A 16,225-nucleotide genomic window follows, 5' to 3' on the forward strand; every position below is an offset into this window, starting at 1 on the left:
AAGGGGAGGGAGAGGGCTAGCCTACACCTCCGACCACCGTCGCAGCAGGTTGTGATAGAGGCCGGTCAGTTCGATGACAGCCTGATCCTTCGGCCCCTTGTCCAGATTGACGCGCTGTGTGGCGACATCCAGCCGGAACAGGCTTTCGCGGTCGGCGTCGTCGCGGACCAGGCTTTGCAGCCACATGAAGCTGGAGACGCGAGCGCCGCGGGTGACGGGCGTGACCCGGTGCAGGCTCTTGGACGGATAGAGGACCAGGTCGCCGGCCGGCAGCTTGACCGACTGGGCGCCGTACAGCTCCTCGATGATCAGTTCGCCGCCGTCGTAGTCCTCGGGCTCGGACAGGAAGAGGGTGGCCGAGAGGTCGCTGCGGATGCGCACATCACCACGCTGGCGAATGGCGTTGTCGACGTGGAGGCCGAACTCGCCGCCGCCCTCGTAGCGATTGAACAGGGGCGGAAAGATCGTGTGCGGCAGGGCGGCCGAGACGAACATGGGATTGGCGTTCAGGGCCTGAACGATCAGAGCCGAAACCTCCTTCGCCGCCGCGCTGTCCTCGGGCAGTTGCTGGTTCTTCTTGGCCGTCGCCGATTGATGGCCCGAGGTCATGTTGCCGTCGGCCCAGGGACCGGCGTCCAGGGTCCGGCGCAGGGCGGCGACTTCGGCCTTGGTGAAGACGTCGGGGATGTGCAGCAGCATGGCTCTCTTACCGTCTCAAAACGCATCGGCCCCGCCGCTCAGGAGAACGACGGGGCCGACATGATGGCGCGAAACGCGGCTTCTTAGTAGCGAACGTTCAGCGTCAGGATGGCCGAGCGGGCCGGGGCCACGTCGGCGTGGTGAACGCCATTGGTGCGGATGATATATTCCTCATCGCCCGCGTTCTGGACATTCAACTGGAGCGAGGCGCGGTCGCTGATGTCGTAGGAGGCGAACAGGTCCACGCGGGTATAGGCGGGAGCGTAGATGCGGTTCGTGCCGCCGCCAGCGCCGCCCTGATTGCCGCCGAACGACTTGCCGACATAGTAGACGCCCCCGCCCAGGCTGAGCTTGGGCATGACGCGGTAGGTGGTGAACAGGCTGGCGGTGTGTTCCGGCGTATTGGCCAGGGACTCGCCGACGTTGACGTTGGTGTAGGCGCCGCTGACCAGTTCGGAGTCCATCCAGGTATAGCCGCCGAAGACCTGCCACTTGCTGGTCACGTTGCCCGAGACGCCCAGTTCGAGACCTCGAACCTCGGCCTCGCCGGCCTGTTCGAAGACGCCCGGCTCGACCTGGATCTGCGCGTCCTTGCGGGTCAGTTGGAACAGGGCGCCGCTAAGCGCCAAACGGTCGTCGAACAGATTGGCCTTGGCGCCGATCTCGAAGCTCTGGGTCTCTTCCGGGTCCAGAACCGTGGTCAGCAGATTGCCCGTGCCCGTGCCCGTGCCGCCGTTCTGATCGCCGGCCGAGATGGTCGGCGGCGTCGAGGAGGTGGCGTAGGAGGCGTAGACGCTGGTGTTGGCCGTCGGCTTGTAAACGAAGCCGACCTGATAGTTGACGAAGTCCCAGCTGCTGCTGACCGGGGTGTAGACCGGCGCGGCGACCGTGCCCGTAGCGTTGATGGCGTCGACCGAATAGTCGTCCCAGCGCAAGCCCAGGTTGATGATGAACTTCTCGCCGAAGGTGATCGAGTCGAAGGCGTAGACGCCTAGGGAGTCCGTATCCGTCTTGCTGACCAGACCGCGCGTGATCGTGCCGGTCCAGGGGTCGTTCGGGTTGGGATCATAGACCGGGGTGCAATCGAAGCCGGTCAGGGGCGCCGGGCAGGCCGTGCCCGACAGGGTCGTGACCGTATAGCCTGCGTTCTTGTTGGTTTCGCGCGACAGCTCCAGACCGATGTCGAAGTTATGCTTGATCGAGCCGGTGTTGAACGAACCGTGCAGGTCGGTGACGTTGGCCAGGGTCTCGGCCGGGTTCCAGCGCGACTTCAGACCCCGCTTCATCCACCAGACGCCGCCGATGTTCTGGGCCGTGCCGCCGTCGCCGGGATTGGTGACGATGTAGTCGTTCAGCGTCTGCGAGTAGCGGGTGACGTTACGCAGGGCGAGGGTGTCGCTGAAGCGGTGCTCGATATCCAGGGTCAGGCTGTCGACCGTGTTGTTCAGGTAGTCGCGCGCCTTCAGGCCGTAGAAGCTGTCATAGGGCACGTCGAGGACGCCCGAGGCGTCCGGGCGCGGGCCGTTGGCGCCGGCCAGCTTGGTGTAGAGCGGGATGCCGTAATCAGGCATCTGATCGCTGTCGAGGTGGTAGTAGCTGGCGGTCACGGTCGTCGGCGTGCCGAGGCCCACGGCAACGGCGGCGGCGACGCCCCACTTGTCGAAGTCGACGGCGTTGCGACCGGCGACGTCGCCCTGCGAGGCCATCAGGTTCAGGCGCATGGCGGCGGTAGGGCTGACCTGCCAGTTGGCGTCAACGGTGCCGCGCGCATAGGAATCGGTGCCAGCGCCGGCCGAGCCGTGGATGAAGTTCTGCAGGCGCGGGGACTTGGAGCCCAGGTTGATGCTGCCGCCGCCCGAGCCGCGACCCGAGTAGACCGAATCCGGTCCCTTGATGACTTCCACCTGCTCCAGGTTGAAGACCTCGCGCTGCTGGCCGCCGGTGTCGCGAATGCCGTCGACGAAGATGTTGTTGCCCGAGGCCTGACCGCGGATGAAGGGACGGTCGGCCAGCGGCTGCCCGCCTTCACCGGCGCCGAACGTGATGCCCGGCGAGGTGCGCAGAATATCTTGCAGCGAGGTCGCAGCGGTTTGCTCGATGATCTGCTGCGGGATCACCGTGACCGAACGCGGCGTATCGACCAGGGGGGCGACAAAGGTCGGGTCCTTGGGCTCGCGCTTTGCGCGCTGGCCGTGCACGTCGACGGCGCTCAGGGTCGTGGCGTCCTGGGTGATGTCCGCCGTGGCGATCGGGGTTTCGTCAGCCGCGCCGACGTCGCTGGCCAGAACCGGCGAGGCGCACAGCATTCCGGCGGCGCTGGAAGCAAACAGGAGCGCCTTGAGGGCAGAGGAGCGAGCGTCGGACATGGGGGAGCAGCCAGTCAGTTAATATTGAGACCGGGTCGCAATATCACTTTTTGCGGGTGCGACAATCTGACTCCTGCGACTAAATCGCAATTGCGGCAGAGATGTCACACTGGCGTCATCACCGCGCCTTCAGCCCGGTTTCGCCACAGCCTTGATCGAGGTCGCCGGGTCGGCCAGAAGGGCCGCATCCACCGGCGTCGCCTTGCCGATCAACAGGCGCCCGCCCATGAACTCGGCCGGGGCGTTGACCGCCTCGACGCAGACGATGCGGTCGCCGTTCAGATGGAAGACAGCGAAGCTGGCCGTCGCCGGATCACCACGCACCACCTGACGGTCGGCGTCGAAGGGCAGGCCGGCGATCTGCAGCTTGACGTCATACTGGTCGGACCAGAACCACGGCACCTCGGGCGCGGGGGCGGCGCGGCCGACGATGGCGGCGGCGGCCTGCTTGGCCTGCTCCAGGGCGTTGGGCACGCTCTCCAGCCGGTGCATCCGTCCGCCGTGGACTGGGATGGGGCGGTGGGTCACGTCGCCGATGGCGTAGATGGACGGGTCGCTGGTGCGGGCGGCCTCGTCCACCACCACGCCGTTCTCGCACGCCAGGCCGGCGGTGCGGGCCAGGGCCTCGCGCGCCAGGGCGCCGACGCCGACCAGGATGGCGTCAGCCGCGATCAGGTCGCCGTCGGCCAGCCGCACGCCGCCGTCCTCGAAGCCCGAGACCTCGGCGCCGGTCAAAATCTCGACGCCGTGACGGCGGTGCAGATCGGTGAAGAAGACTGACAGGGGCTCGGACGCCACGCGGGCCAGCACGCGGTCCATGCGCTCGATCACCACGGCCTCGGTGCCCAGGGCGCGGGCCGAGGCCGCCGCCTCAAGGCCCACATAGCCGCCGCCGACCACGGCCAGGCGCTTGCCGGGCGCCAGGGCCGCCTTCAGCCGCTCGGCGTGGTCCAGAGTGCGCAGTTCCAGCAGATCGGGGCGGTCGGCGCCGGGGATGGCCAGGCGCCGCGCCGTCGAGCCGGTGGCCAGGATCAGCACGTCATAGGCCTCGACCGTCCCGTCGGCGAAGGTCACCGTCTTGGCAGCCCCGTCGATGGCCGTCGCTGTGACGCCGGTGCGCAGATCGATGGTCTGTTCGGCGTAGAAGCTCTCAGGGCGCAGCAGCAGGTCTTCCAGACCCGCCTCTCCCTTCAGCCAGGCCTTGGACAGGGGCGGCCGCTGATAGGGCGCCGCCGCCTCCTCGCCCGCCAGGACGATCTCGCCCTCAAAGCCATACTGCCTCAGCAGCGCCGCCGCCGAGCCCCCCGCGTGTCCCGCGCCGATAATCAGAACCTTGGTCATGGGACCGCAGATAGGACGGATCGGTCGAGGCGGCTACTCCTGCCGCCTGACTTACGGAAGATGGCGACGACGCAGGCCGAGGCCTCTGCTTAGGCGGGATCGACCTCGGCCTCGCCGGCCAGGAATTCCTCGGCCGAAACGAAGGCCGCGCCGTCGACGTCCAGCACCCACAGGCCCAGGAAGGCGGGGTGTTCAGGGTCCAGATCCTCGTCGATCAAGTCGCCGTCGTAGAGGCCGATATTGCTGTAGTCGAAGTCGAGCAGCAGTTGATCGGCCATGCCGACCATTTCCTCGGCCATGCGACGCGAATAGCCCAGGGCTTCGCTGACATCGACGAACTCGTCGGACAGGGTGTTGACCTCGGCCGCCTCGCTGCCTTGGGTCGCGCTGGTGGTGACGATGGTATAGGCGGGCATGGGCGTCTCTCTTGGAACAAGGTCCCCTCACCTAGCCCGTTTGCCGACAAGCGCAGCCTAGATTCTTCACACCTAAACCGTTCGTGACCAGGGACAGGCGGCGCCCCGCGGCCAGGTCAGTCCCTAAGTCCCCGATCATTGCGCTTGGTGGCGCGATATTGCTTCTGAAGCGCCGCGAGGCGGCGACGTTCGGCGTCCTTGGCCAGGCGGTCCGCCTTTTCCTCGGCCGCCGCCAGCTCCAGCTTCAGCTTCTGGAAATGAGCCCAGCGATCCGGGTCCAACGCCCCGCTTTCCAGGGCGGCGCGCACGGCGCAGCCCGGCTCATTGGTGTGGCTGCAGTCATTGAAACGACAGTCCTGAGGCAGGCGTTCGATGTCGTCGAATACGGTGCTGACGCCCTCTTCGGCGTCAATCAGGCCGACTTCGCGAATGCCGGGCGTATCGAGGATCATGCCGCCGCCGGGCAGAAGAATCAGTTCGCGGTGGCTGGTGGTGTGCCGGCCCTGGTCGTCGGCCTCGCGGATGGCCTGGGTCGCCATCCGTTCCTCCTTCAGGAAGGCGTTGACCAGGCTGGACTTGCCCACGCCCGACGAGCCGATCAGCACGCAGGTCTCGCCAGGTTTCACCTGATCCAGCAGGGCCTCAAGACCGATCCCTTGCCGAGCCGACACCATCAGGACCGGGCAATCGGTCGCCACGGCGGCGATCTCGGCGACCTGGGCCTGGGGATCGTCGCAGAGGTCGGCCTTGGTCAGCACCACCACCGGGCGGGCTCCGCTCTGCCAGGCGGCGGCGAGGTAGCGCTGTATCCGGCGCGGGTTGAGGTCGGCGTTCATCGAGGTGACGACAAAGGCCACGTCGATATTGGCGGCGATGATCTGCAGCCCACGCGAACTGTGCGCCGCCCGCCGCACAAAGGCGGTGCGACGCGGCAAGATAGCATGGATGGTGGCCGCACGTTCCCGCGGGTTCAAGGACAGCGCCACCCAATCGCCGACGGCCGGATGACCGATCTCTCTGGCTTCATGGACCAGGCGACCCGAAGCCTTGGCCCGCACCTCGCCTTGCGTCGTGGCGACCAGATAGCCGTCTCGTTGCTGAAGAATGACCCGTCCGGGGATGTGGCCTGCGCGCGCATGCGGGGCGAAGGCCGCCGCCAGCAGGTCAGTCCATCCATATTGCTCGATCAAGTCGCGGGCATCCCTATCGCGCACGACCATCCGTGGCCATGCCGCACGCCCCCTCTATGAAGCCATCGATGCGCGGCGACCAGCGCCGGCTTAATCAACGGCGCGCACTTCGAGCATAGAAGAGCCATAGCCTTCGTCAGCTTTCGGATCGGCGCTCAACGCCGCGGCCATCAGGGCGTCTCCCTCTACGGCTTGGCCCGTATCCTTGAGCATCTTGCCCAGCCCATACTTGGCCTTCTGGCTGGATGGGTTCAACTCGGCCGCCGTGCGATAGGCGACGACAGCCTCGCTTTCGCGGTTCATGACATACAGCAGATAGCCGCGCTGCATGTGGAGTTCGGCGTCGTTCCCATCTCCCTCAATGGCCTTTTCACAAACCGCCAATGCGGCATCGCGGCTGTACCGCAACAGGCTCTGCGAGACACAGGCCTGGGCAGGATCGTCGAGGTCGATGCGGGTCAAATCCTTGAAGTGCGCCATATCGGCTGCGGCGCCCCGGCTATCGCCCTGCAACTCGCGGACATGCGCGCGATCAATCAGCAGGGCGGGGAAATCGGTTTCGATCGACAGGGCGTTGGTCAGCACCGCCTCGGCCTTGGCGGGCTCTGCGTCCTTGAGGCTGGACGCCAAGGATTGCGCCAGGCTGATGAACACCTGGACCTTGGCGTTGGGGTGGCCGATGGCCTGAGCGATCAGGCCGGCCTTATCATGCGCCTGTTCGGCGCGCCCCATTCTCAGCAATTGGACCGCCAGCACGGTCACGGCCTCCCTATCCTGCGGCTGCAGGGTCGTGATCCGCTCCAGATCAGCAAGGGCGCGAGCCGACTGGCCCATCCGCTCATAGGCCGCAGCGCGGCGGTAGAGGGCGTGCGTGTTCTCCGGCCACGAGCGAAGAGCGCCGGTGAAGGCCAGAACGGCCTCCAGGTCATCTTCCTCGATCTCGGCCAGACGCCCCTTGGCGTGGAACAGGATCGCGTCATCAGGATCAGCGGCATCCCCAGCGGCGATATCGGCGCGGGCCTTTTCCAGATCATTCAACGCCAGATAGGCCAGCGCTCGATTGGCCAGGGCGTTGGCGTGGGGTGAAGCAAAGCCCGCAATGGCGGCGTCAAACTGGGCGATGGCTCCGGCATAGTCGCCTTCGGTGTGAAGAGCGTAGCCGCGACGCAGGGCAGCCTCTGGATCGCCCTCGGGGGTCGTTGTCAGGGTTTGGCGGTCGGCTGCGGTCAGGGTGTAGCCTCGCTTCACCTGCATGGTGGCCTTCAGGTCCTTGAAGCTGTCCATGCCTGCCTGCTCGGCTCGGACTTCCGCCGCCGTGGCGTAAGGGCGCAGAGCAATCGAGCCGCGATCCGTCACCAGCCGTGCGCCGTCGCGCTGAACTGTGCGGAAATAGCGGGTTGCGCCAGCCTCGACCTCATAGGGTTGGACCGACAGATCAATGACATCCTCGCCTTCAGGCAAGATGACGGTGGTGCGGAATGAGGAAGAGCTGGGGAATTTCTTGCCGTAGTCGGCGTCCTTGAACTTCTCGTTCTGGTGAGGCTCAAAGCCCTTCCATGTGACGTGGGCCAAGGGGATGTCGACCGGCCCGTCGCTCCAGTCGAAGGCGATGCGAGCCGTCGCGCTGGCGACGAATTCATGAGTGTCCTCGCGATACTCCCAGTGGCTCTTGAGGTCCGAAACCTGACCGTAATCCTCTACAAACTTGGTCCAGCGCTCGTCATACCAGCGGGACAGTTCGGCGGCGGGAACCTGCGCCGTAGCCGCCTGCATTTCAGTGGCGCTGGCGCCTCGACTGATTTCGGCCAAGGTCACGCGCGCAGGGCTGTAGACGCCGTCGGAAAAATCGATCTCGACCTGCATCATGCCGGTCGGGCGCGGCGGCAGTCGGAGCGGAACCTGCTCCAGATGGGCGCGCTCGACGACGGGCAGAACATATTCGTGAGCCAGCGGAACGTCCGGCGTCAGGCTGCGATCGCCGATACGCGCCCCGTCCATCAGATAGGTCTCGCCGTTGATCCGGGCCTTCACGATGACATGGTCGAACGCGCTGACCATTGGCAGGTACTTATCGAGCGGCAGATTTTCGGAGGACACCAGAACGGGAACCGCGTCGACGCCCAGCTCTCTCAGCAGCGCCACCAGAAGCACGGTCTTGCCCTTGCAGTCGCCTTGACGCCTTGCCCAGACTTCGCTGGCCGAGGTTGGCAGCCAACCGCCCTCGCCCAGCGTCAGGGCCATATAGCGCACCTCGTCCTGAACCAGTCGCAGCGCCGCCAGAGCCCTGGCCTCCGGGGCGGCGTGCTCTGACCTTATCCGCGCCACGTGAGCGGCCAGATCTGAAGCGTCGGGCAAGACGCTGGCCTGCTCATAGGCGGGGCCGATGTGATCCGCGATGCTTCCCCATTGCGGAATGCTGCTGACCTGCCAGCCATAGTCGGCAAGAGAACGGGTCGCGAGCGTGTCTGGATAGACTTCCCCTTCAGCATCGGTCACGCGATTGATCAGGACCTTGAAGCCTTCATGCTGGGAGATCGGGGGAACCGCGGCATGACGTCCGGCGCGGGTTTGAACCCTCATTGATGCCGGCCAACTGATGGTCATCACGCCCAGGTCCACAGGAAGCGGAGAGCTGGAATAGGCCAGCACTTCGAGCGGATTGTTGAAGACGTCGAACTGCGTGCGGAAGGAATAGGCGAAGTCAATCGCGTCCCCAACGCGGATGTCAGGATTCACCAGAACGCCGGTCAGAACGCCATTGATCTGCAACGACTGCTCCAGCGCGGCTTCGCGACGGAGGATGGTGAAGTCGGCCTTGTCCAGAATGTCAGAGGTTTCGCCTGCACGGATGATACGGGCATGGTGAACGGTCGGTGTCTGCAAGGCCGGATTCCATTCCAGGCCCAGTTGCGAGGCCTGTTGCAGCCCCAGGGGCGACAACACTCGCAACCTCATGCGGACATAGGTTTCGCTATGGTCGCCGAAGGCGCGCACATGGCGTTCGACCACTTCGTAGCGAACGTGTTGAGATGATGCATCCGGCCGGTTGGACAAATGGGGCGCAACGAGCGGGACCCAAGTGGGTGCGGGGCCGCGCAAGATCGTCTCTCCCGCAATGGCGGGCGCGCTCAGCGACCAGGCCAGAACAGCCATCATTATTTTGTTTTTCAACGCTATTCTCGCCACTCAAATATCGTCGCAATCTGCCTAGCAGACAGGCCATGCGGGGAATAGGGACTTCCTCTCTCCAGCCGCGCGCTTGCAGATCAGGCCTTCTTTGGCGCGCTGACGACGAACTGGCCATCACAGCTGGCGAGCAAGAAGCCGATTGACCGTTCCATTGTTACAGCATAATGGAACGCGCCATGAGCACCGACGCCGCCAAGACCGCCCTGCTGGACGCCCTGCTTTCGTTGCAGACGCGGGCGGAGGCCGACGCCTTTCTGTCCGACCTGTGCACCCCCGCCGAGCTGCGCGCCTTTGCTGAGCGGTGGCAGGTGGCGCGGCTGCTGGACGGCGGGGACAAGACCTATCGCGAGATCGCGGTGGAGGCCTCGGCCAGCCCGACAACCGTGGTGCGCGTCGCGCGTTCCCTCAAGGACATGCCGCACCAGGGCTATCGCCTGGTGCTGGACCGCCTGAAGCAGAAAGCCTGAGTTACCATCATGAGCACCGTGCAAGGACGGCTTCGCATCGCCGTCCAGAAATCCGGCCGTCTGGCCGAACGCAGCCTGGACCTGGTCCGCGACGCCGGTCTGCGCGTCGTCAAGGGCAACAACGAGCTGCTGTACCGGATCGAGAACTATCCGATCGACCTGCTGCGGGTGCGCGACGATGACATTCCGACCTTCGTGGCGGACGGGGTCTGCGACCTCGGCATCGTCGGCGAGAACGTGCTGGAAGAGCTCAGGAACGGCGGCCCCAACGCCGAGGTGGTCATGCCGCTGGGCTTTGGCCGCTGCACCCTGAAGATCGCCGTGCCGCCGAGCCTGGACTACACCGGGCCGCAGTCGCTGGACGGTCTGCGCATCGCCACCTCCTATCCCAAGATCCTGCGTCGCTTCCTCAACGACCGCGACGTGCGCGCCGACATCGTCACCATGCGCGGGGCGGTCGAGGTGGCCCCCCGCCTAAAGCTGGCCTCGGCCATCTGCGACCTGGTCTCGACCGGCGCCACGCTGGAGGCCAACGGCCTTACGCCTAAGGAGACCGTGCTGGATAGCCAGGCGGTGCTGATCAAGTCGCCGACCGCGCCTGAGGCCAGCTTGCAGCACCTGCTGGACAGCATCATCGAGCGGATGGCCGGCGTCGTGTCCTCGCAGGGCGCCAAGTACGTCATGCTGAACGCGCCGCGCTCGGCGCTGGATCAGATCACCGCCATCCTGCCCGGCGCCGGGTCGCCGACCGTCATGCCCCTGTCGGGCCGTGACGACGCCGTGGCCGTCCACGCCGTGTGTCAGGAAGCCGTCTTCTGGGAGACGCTGGAGAAGCTGAAGGCGGCGGGGGCTTCGGCCATCCTGGTCCTGCCGATCGAGAAGATGATGTGATGAAGCGTATCGACTGGAACAAACTGGACGCCGCCGAGCGCAAGGCGGCGCTGGCGCGTCCGCAGCAACGCACCGAGGGCTTCGTCACCAGCGTGGTGCGCGAGATTTTCGACGACGTGCAGGCGCGCGGCGGCCAGGCCGTGACCGACTGGGCGATCAAGCTGGACGGCGCCGCCCCTCGCCGGGTGGCGATCACCGAGAAGGCCGCCGCCGAGGCCCGCGCCGACCTGCCGCCCGCCGCCGCGCGCGCCCTGCGGGTCGCCGCCGACAACGTCCGCGTCTTCCACGCGGCGACGCGGCCCGAGGACACCGCCTTCATCGAGACGACGCCGGGCGTGAAGTCGAAGCTGGTCTGGCGGCCTATCGGCTCGGCGGGTCTCTATGTGCCCGGCGGCACGGCGCCGCTGTTTTCGTCCCTGCTGATGCTGGCCATTCCGGCGGGCGTGGCCGGGGTCGGGCGGCGCGTGGCCGTCACCCCGCCGTCGAAGGACGGCTCGGTGCACCCGGCCATGATCGTCGCCGCCGCCGAGGCGGGTCTGGACGAGCTGTGGCTGCTGGGCGGGGCGCAGGCGATTGCTGCCCTGACGTTTGGCGTCGAGCTGGAGGCGGGCGTCATCGAACCCGTCGACAAGCTGTTCGGTCCCGGCAACGCCTATGTGGCCGAGGCCAAGCGCTATGCCTCGTCGCTGCCGAACGGCCCGGCGCAGGACATGCCGGCAGGGCCGTCGGAGCTGCTGGTCATCGCCGACCGCGACGCCGACTTCGAGATCGTCGCCGCCGACCTGCTGAGCCAGGCCGAGCATGACGCCGACGCGCAAGTGATCCTTGTCTCCGACAGCGGCACAGCCCTGACCGAGATCGTCGCCGAGGTCGAGCGTCAGGTTCAGACCCTGCCCCGCGCCGCCGTGGCTCGCGCCTCGCTGGAGCAGGCCCGCGCCATCCGCGTGGCCGACATGAACGAGGCCTGCGCCGTGGCCAACCTCTATGGGCCCGAGCACCTGTCGATTCAGGCCGAGGAGGCCGAGCGTCTGGTGGACAAGATCACCGCCGCCGGGGCGGTCTTCGTCGGCCAGTGGGCGGCCGAGACGCTCGGCGACTACGCCGCCGGACCCAGCCACGTCCTGCCGACCGACGGCGGGGCGCGGACGCTCGGCGGCATCACCACCGCCAGCTTCATGACCACCATGTCAGTGCAGACCGTCACCCAAGCCGGTGCCGCCGCCCTGGCCCCCGTCGCCGCCCGTCTGGCGCGGATGGAGGGGCTGGAGGCCCACGCGCGGGCGGCCGATCTGAGGACGGAAGGATGACCCTACCCGCACCCTATGCGCCGCTGGTGTCAGGCGGCGAGGGTCTGGACCGCTATCCGACCGACCCGACAACGCTCGGCGCCCGACTGGCTGACCTCTATGGCGTCGCCGCCGATCAGGTGCTGCCGGTGCGCGGGCTGACGCACGGGCTGGAGTTGGTCTGGCGTCTGGCGGCGCGCGACGGGTTGAAGGTTCAGGCGCCGGATGCGGAGCCCTATTTGGGACTGGCGGCTCTTTACGCCCGACCTGCCGAAGGCGCGGAGATCGCCGCCGTCGTGATCCGCGCCCTGGGTTCGCCCGAGGCCGTGGCCGAGATGGCCGAACGCGTCGCCCCGGCCCTGCTGGTGGTGGACGAGGGGCTGGTCGAGTTCGCCGAGGCGGCCTCGGCTGCAAGCGTGGTCAAGGACCACGCCAACCTGATCGTGCTGCGCAGCCTGTCTCTGGCCTATGGTCTGGCCGGGGCGCGGGTCGGCGGCGCGGTCGCCCAAGCCCAGACACTGGCGCGGTTGGCGAGCGTGCTGGAACCCTATGCCCTGCCCGAGGTCTCGGTGCGGCTGGCGCTGCAGGCGCTGGACCCGTCGCGGATGATCGAGACGGCCGAGCGCATCAACGGGGTGCGCCGCGAGCGCGCCCGCGTGGCTGAGGCCCTGTCGCGGCTGATGCCGCTGGAGGCCGGGGTTGGCCCGGTGATCATCGCCCGGCCGTCTGATCCGGCCGCCGTGATCGAAGATCTGCGCCGGTTCGGACTGAGCGCCGACGCCGCCGGCGACCGCGTGCGTCTGCCGGTCTCGCTGAAGCCCGAGGTCAATGACCGGCTGCTGGTCGCCCTCGGCGCCGCCGCGCCCAAGGTGCGCCGCTCGCGCGTCGGTCAGGCCGTGCGCGACACCAAGGAAACGCGCATCGTCTGCGCCGTCGATCTGGACAACACCGGACCGGTGACGATCCACACGGGCGTCGGCTTCTTTGACCACATGATCGAACAGGTGGCGGCGCACGGCGGGTTTTCGATCCGCCTGTCGTGCGAAGGCGACCTGCACACCGATCCGCACCACACCATCGAAGACAGCGCCATTGCTCTGGGGCAGGCGCTGAAACAGGCGCTGGGCGAGCGAAAAGGCATTCAGCGCTATGGCTTCGTCCTGCCGATGGACGAGGCCAATGCGGCGGTCTCCATCGACCTGTCGGGGCGGCCCTATCCGGTGTTCGAGGGGACGTTTGCGACCCCCTTCATCGGCGACTACCGCACCGACCTGACGGCCCACGTGATCCGCTCGCTGGCCGAGAACCTGGGCGCGGCCATCCATGTCACGGTCACCGGCGACGACGACCACCACAAGACCGAGGCCGTGTTCAAGGCCCTGGGCCGCGCCTTGCGTCAGGCCATCCGCGTCGAGGGCGATGTGGTGCCGAGCACGAAGGGGGTGCTGTGATGGGAACCGCATTTGCAATCCTCCCCTGCGAAGCGGGGGAGGGGAACCGCGTAGCGGTGGAGGGGGCGAACCCCAGCCTCCGCGACCAGTTCTCGCCCCCTCCACCATGCTTCGCATGGTCCCCCTCCCCCGTCGCTATGCGACAGGGGAGGATCGGAACAGCCTCATGAGCAACGTCACCCTGATCGGCTACGGCTCGGGCAATGTGGCCTCGGTCCGGTTCGCGCTGGAGCGACTGGGCGCGCGGGTGCGGATCAGCGCCGATCCCGCCGATCTGGATGAAGCCGAGCGGGTCATCCTGCCCGGCGTCGGCGCGGCGGGCTACGCCATGAAGCGGCTGAATGCGCTCGGTCTGGTCGAGCCGCTGCGGCGGTTCAAGCGGCCGCTGCTGGGCGTCTGTCTGGGCCAGCAGCTGCTGTTCGAGGCCAGCGCCGAGGATGAAGGCACAGAGAATGGCGGCGCGGACCTGCTGGGCCTGATCCCGGGCAGGGTCGAGGCCATCGCGCCGGCCCCGTCGCGGCCCTCGCCGCACATGGGGTGGAGCCGGCTGACGATCCGTCGTCCCGATCCGCTGCTGGAGGGGATCAAGGACGGCGACTGGGCCTATTTCGTCCACGGCTTCGTCTGCCCCGACGGCCCGGCGACGATCGCCGCCGCCGACTACGGCATCGCCGTCCCCGCCGTAGTCAACAGCGCCAACCGCTGGGGCTGCCAGTTCCACCCGGAGCGGTCGGCGGCGGCGGGGGCGCGTATTCTGAAGAACTTCCTGGAGCTGCCCGCGTGATCGTCTATCCCGCCATCGACCTGAAGGACGGCGTCTGCGTGCGCTTGATGCACGGGCGGTTCGATCAGGTGACCCGCTATGACGAGGTCCCCGCCGCGCGTCTGGCCGCCTTCGCCGCCGAGGGCGCCGAATGGGTGCACGTGGTCGATCTGGACGGGGCCGAGGCCGGGCGCGCCATGCAGCACGGCCTGATCGGCGAGCTGGCGGCCTCCGTCGCGGTCAAGATCCAGTCGGGCGGCGGGGTGCGCTCCGAGGCCGATGTCGAGCGACTGCTGGAGGCGGGCGTCAGCCGCGTCGTGGTCGGGTCGCTGGCGGTGACGCAGTCGGACGAAGTGCTGGCCTGGCTGGATCGGTTCGGGTCCGAGCGCATCACCCTGGCGCTGGATGTGAAATACGAGGACGGGGTTCCGGTGCCGGCGCTGAAGGGCTGGACCCAGTCGGCGGGGGTCGATCTGTGGAGCGTGCTGGCGCGCTATCCGTCCGACCTGCTGACCCACGTCCTGATGACCGACGTGGGCCGCGACGGCGCCCTGACCGGGCCCAATCTCGACCTGCTGGGCGAGGCGTTGGCGCGTCGTCCAGAACTGAAGATTCAGGCCTCGGGCGGGGTGGCGACGCTGGACGACCTGACCGCCGCGCGCGACCTGGGCTGCGACGGGGCCATCGTCGGGCGCGCCCTCTACGAAGGCCGCTTCACCGTGGCCGAGGCGCTGAAGGCGGTGGCCGGATGACCGCGAGACGCATCATCCCCTGCCTGGACGTCAAGGACGGACGGGTGGTCAAGGGCGTGCGGTTCGAGGGTCACGTGGACATGGGCGACGCCGCCGAACTGGCCGCGCGCTATCGCGACGCCGGGGCCGACGAACTGGTCTTCTACGACATCACCGCCAGCCCTGAGGGGCGGACGCTGGACTATGGCTGGGTGCAGGACATCGCCCGGCTGCTGGACATCCCCTTCTGCGTCGCAGGCGGCATCCGCACGGTGGAGCAGGCGGCGCGCTGTCTCGACCACGGAGCCGACAAGGTGTCGATCAACTCGCCCGCGCTGGAGCGCCCCGAGCTGATCGGCGAGATGGCGGCGCGGCTGGGGCGCCAATGCGTCGTCGTCGGCGTCGACAGCGCCTTTCAGGACGGCGAATGGCGGGTGCACAAATACACCGGCGATCCCGACGCCCGACGCGGCGCCGGCCGGCTGACCATGGACTGGATCGTCGAGGCGCAAGGCCTCGGCGCTGGCGAGATCGTGCTGAACTGCATTGATCAGGACGGGGTGCGGCGCGGCTATGACATCGAACAACTGGCCGAAGCGCGGCGGCGGCTGACCATCCCGCTGGTGGCCTCGGGCGGGGCCGGGGCGGTCGAGCATTTCCGCGACGTGTTTGTGGAGGCGGACGTGTCGGGGGCATTGGCGGCCAGCGTCTTCCACTCGGGCGCGATCGCGATTCCCGATCTCAAACGTTACCTGGACACGCAAGGCGTGGAGGTGAGGATATGACCCTCGACATTTCCAAAATCGACTTCGCCAAGGGCGACGGCCTGATCCCCGCCGTGGTGCAGGACGCCGACACCCTGCAGGTACTGACCCTGGCCTACATGGACGAGGCGGCGCTGCGCGAGACGCTGGACAGCGGCCAGGCCACCTTCTTCTCACGCTCGCGCGGGGGGCGGTGGCGCAAGGGCGAGACCTCGGGGGATTTCCTCAATGTCGTATCGGTGACGCCCGACTGCGACGGCGACGCCGTGGTGGTGAAGGTGCGCCCGGTCGGCAACGCCTGCCACCTGAACCGCATCAGTTGCTTCGGCGACGAGGACGCGCCGGGGCTGGGCCGCATCGCGCGACTGGAGCGCACCATCCACGTCCGCGCCCAGGCCGATCCCAATGACAGCTGGACCGCGCGCCTGATCGCTCAGGGGCCAAAGCGGGCGGCGCAGAAGGTCGGCGAAGAGGGCGTGGAGACGGCCCTGGCGGGGGCTGCGGGCGACGAGGCGGAACTCGCCAGCGAGGCCGCGGATTTGATCTATCACCTGCTCGTTCTTCTCCATGCCCGTAACATGGTGTTTCAGGACGTATTGGTCGTCTTGGCGAAGCGCGCGGAAGCGGCCAAGACCAAAGCCTAGGCCTTGAGGCGAATATCCCGCATGTCG

Annotated in this window: 14 protein-coding genes; 8 read left to right on the forward strand and 6 right to left on the reverse strand. The window is 67.4% G+C overall.

Annotation, left to right across the window (positions count from 1 at the left end; translation table 11 throughout):
* Positions 1-21: 21 nt before the first annotated feature.
* The 6 genes from CQ039_RS07060 to CQ039_RS07085 all read right to left on the reverse strand — a co-directional run bounded on the left by CQ039_RS07060 (position 22) and on the right by CQ039_RS07085 (position 9,168).
* A complete protein-coding gene (locus CQ039_RS07060) occupies positions 22-699 on the reverse strand; it encodes a Fe2+-dependent dioxygenase (protein WP_105562676.1) in 678 nt (225 codons plus the stop codon).
* A gap of 83 nt (positions 700-782) precedes the next feature.
* Positions 783-3,065, reverse strand: a complete 2,283-nt coding sequence (locus CQ039_RS07065; RefSeq protein WP_105562675.1) for a TonB-dependent siderophore receptor — start codon at positions 3,063-3,065, stop codon at positions 783-785.
* 129 nt (positions 3,066-3,194) lie between these two features.
* Entirely contained in the window at positions 3,195-4,406 is a 1,212-nt protein-coding gene (locus tag CQ039_RS07070; RefSeq protein WP_105562674.1) for an NAD(P)/FAD-dependent oxidoreductase, read from the reverse strand.
* 89 nt (positions 4,407-4,495) lie between these two features.
* A complete protein-coding gene (locus CQ039_RS16595) occupies positions 4,496-4,822 on the reverse strand; it encodes a hypothetical protein (RefSeq protein ID WP_158255989.1) in 327 nt (108 codons plus the stop codon).
* 116 nt (positions 4,823-4,938) lie between these two features.
* The gene (gene rsgA / locus CQ039_RS07080; protein WP_105562673.1) at positions 4,939-6,012 is read right to left on the reverse strand and encodes a ribosome small subunit-dependent GTPase A; all 1,074 of its coding nucleotides are present in this window, start codon (positions 6,010-6,012) and stop codon (positions 4,939-4,941) included.
* Positions 6,013-6,102: 90 nt separating this feature from the next.
* A complete protein-coding gene (locus CQ039_RS07085) occupies positions 6,103-9,168 on the reverse strand; it encodes a DUF3857 domain-containing protein (RefSeq protein WP_105562672.1) in 3,066 nt (1,021 codons plus the stop codon).
* A gap of 197 nt (positions 9,169-9,365) precedes the next feature.
* On the opposite strand from CQ039_RS07085, the gene CQ039_RS07090 reads away from it, so the two are divergent.
* The 8 genes from CQ039_RS07090 (at position 9,366) to hisIE (ending at position 16,198) form a co-directional block, all read left to right on the forward strand.
* Positions 9,366-9,668 (forward strand): YerC/YecD family TrpR-related protein, encoded by a 303-nt coding sequence (locus tag CQ039_RS07090; RefSeq protein WP_105562671.1) that lies wholly within the window; start codon positions 9,366-9,368, stop codon positions 9,666-9,668.
* A gap of 9 nt (positions 9,669-9,677) precedes the next feature.
* Positions 9,678-10,559 (forward strand): ATP phosphoribosyltransferase, encoded by an 882-nt coding sequence (gene hisG / locus CQ039_RS07095; protein ID WP_105562670.1) that lies wholly within the window; start codon positions 9,678-9,680, stop codon positions 10,557-10,559.
* Positions 10,559-11,866, forward strand: coding sequence for a histidinol dehydrogenase (hisD, locus tag CQ039_RS07100; RefSeq protein WP_105562669.1), 1,308 nt, complete (start codon positions 10,559-10,561; stop codon positions 11,864-11,866). Before hisG ends, hisD begins: the two co-directional genes overlap by 1 nt.
* Complete coding sequence (hisB, locus tag CQ039_RS07105; protein WP_105562668.1) at positions 11,863-13,296, forward strand: imidazoleglycerol-phosphate dehydratase HisB; 1,434 nt, start codon at positions 11,863-11,865, stop codon at positions 13,294-13,296. The genes hisD and hisB overlap by 4 nt, the downstream gene beginning before the upstream one ends.
* A 166-nt stretch (positions 13,297-13,462) precedes the next feature.
* Positions 13,463-14,080 (forward strand): imidazole glycerol phosphate synthase subunit HisH, encoded by a 618-nt coding sequence (gene hisH, locus CQ039_RS07110; protein ID WP_105562667.1) that lies wholly within the window; start codon positions 13,463-13,465, stop codon positions 14,078-14,080.
* Positions 14,077-14,811, forward strand: a complete 735-nt coding sequence (hisA, locus tag CQ039_RS07115; RefSeq protein WP_105562666.1) for a 1-(5-phosphoribosyl)-5-[(5-phosphoribosylamino)methylideneamino]imidazole-4-carboxamide isomerase — start codon at positions 14,077-14,079, stop codon at positions 14,809-14,811. Before hisH ends, hisA begins: the two co-directional genes overlap by 4 nt.
* Positions 14,808-15,575: an imidazole glycerol phosphate synthase subunit HisF gene (gene hisF, locus CQ039_RS07120; RefSeq protein ID WP_105562665.1), complete on the forward strand. Its 768-nt coding sequence runs from the start codon at positions 14,808-14,810 to the stop codon at positions 15,573-15,575. The genes hisA and hisF overlap by 4 nt, the downstream gene beginning before the upstream one ends.
* Positions 15,572-16,198: a bifunctional phosphoribosyl-AMP cyclohydrolase/phosphoribosyl-ATP diphosphatase HisIE gene (gene hisIE / locus CQ039_RS07125; protein ID WP_105562664.1), complete on the forward strand. Its 627-nt coding sequence runs from the start codon at positions 15,572-15,574 to the stop codon at positions 16,196-16,198. Before hisF ends, hisIE begins: the two co-directional genes overlap by 4 nt.
* The last annotated feature ends 27 nt before the right edge of the window (positions 16,199-16,225 follow it).

Source organism: Brevundimonas sp. MYb52 (assembly GCF_002979535.1).
Classification (GTDB): domain Bacteria; phylum Pseudomonadota; class Alphaproteobacteria; order Caulobacterales; family Caulobacteraceae; genus Brevundimonas.

Bases quoted from the DNA above. Each gene is read 5' to 3' on its own strand.
- hisF (WP_105562665.1), top strand. From the start codon at position 14,808: ATGACCGCGAGACGCATCATCCCCTGCCTGGACGTCAAGGACGGACGG.
- hisH (WP_105562667.1), top strand. From the start codon at position 13,463: ATGAGCAACGTCACCCTGATCGGCTACGGCTCGGGCAATGTGGCCTCG.
- CQ039_RS07085 (WP_105562672.1), bottom strand. From the start codon at position 9,168: ATGATGGCTGTTCTGGCCTGGTCGCTGAGCGCGCCCGCCATTGCGGGA.
- hisB (WP_105562668.1), top strand. From the start codon at position 11,863: ATGACCCTACCCGCACCCTATGCGCCGCTGGTGTCAGGCGGCGAGGGT.
- CQ039_RS07060 (WP_105562676.1), bottom strand. From the start codon at position 699: ATGCTGCTGCACATCCCCGACGTCTTCACCAAGGCCGAAGTCGCCGCC.
- hisG (WP_105562670.1), top strand. From the start codon at position 9,678: ATGAGCACCGTGCAAGGACGGCTTCGCATCGCCGTCCAGAAATCCGGC.
- CQ039_RS07065 (WP_105562675.1), bottom strand. From the start codon at position 3,065: ATGTCCGACGCTCGCTCCTCTGCCCTCAAGGCGCTCCTGTTTGCTTCC.
- hisD (WP_105562669.1), top strand. From the start codon at position 10,559: ATGAAGCGTATCGACTGGAACAAACTGGACGCCGCCGAGCGCAAGGCG.
- hisIE (WP_105562664.1), top strand. From the start codon at position 15,572: ATGACCCTCGACATTTCCAAAATCGACTTCGCCAAGGGCGACGGCCTG.
- CQ039_RS07070 (WP_105562674.1), bottom strand. From the start codon at position 4,406: ATGACCAAGGTTCTGATTATCGGCGCGGGACACGCGGGGGGCTCGGCG.
- CQ039_RS07090 (WP_105562671.1), top strand. From the start codon at position 9,366: ATGGAACGCGCCATGAGCACCGACGCCGCCAAGACCGCCCTGCTGGAC.
- CQ039_RS16595 (WP_158255989.1), bottom strand. From the start codon at position 4,822: ATGCCCGCCTATACCATCGTCACCACCAGCGCGACCCAAGGCAGCGAG.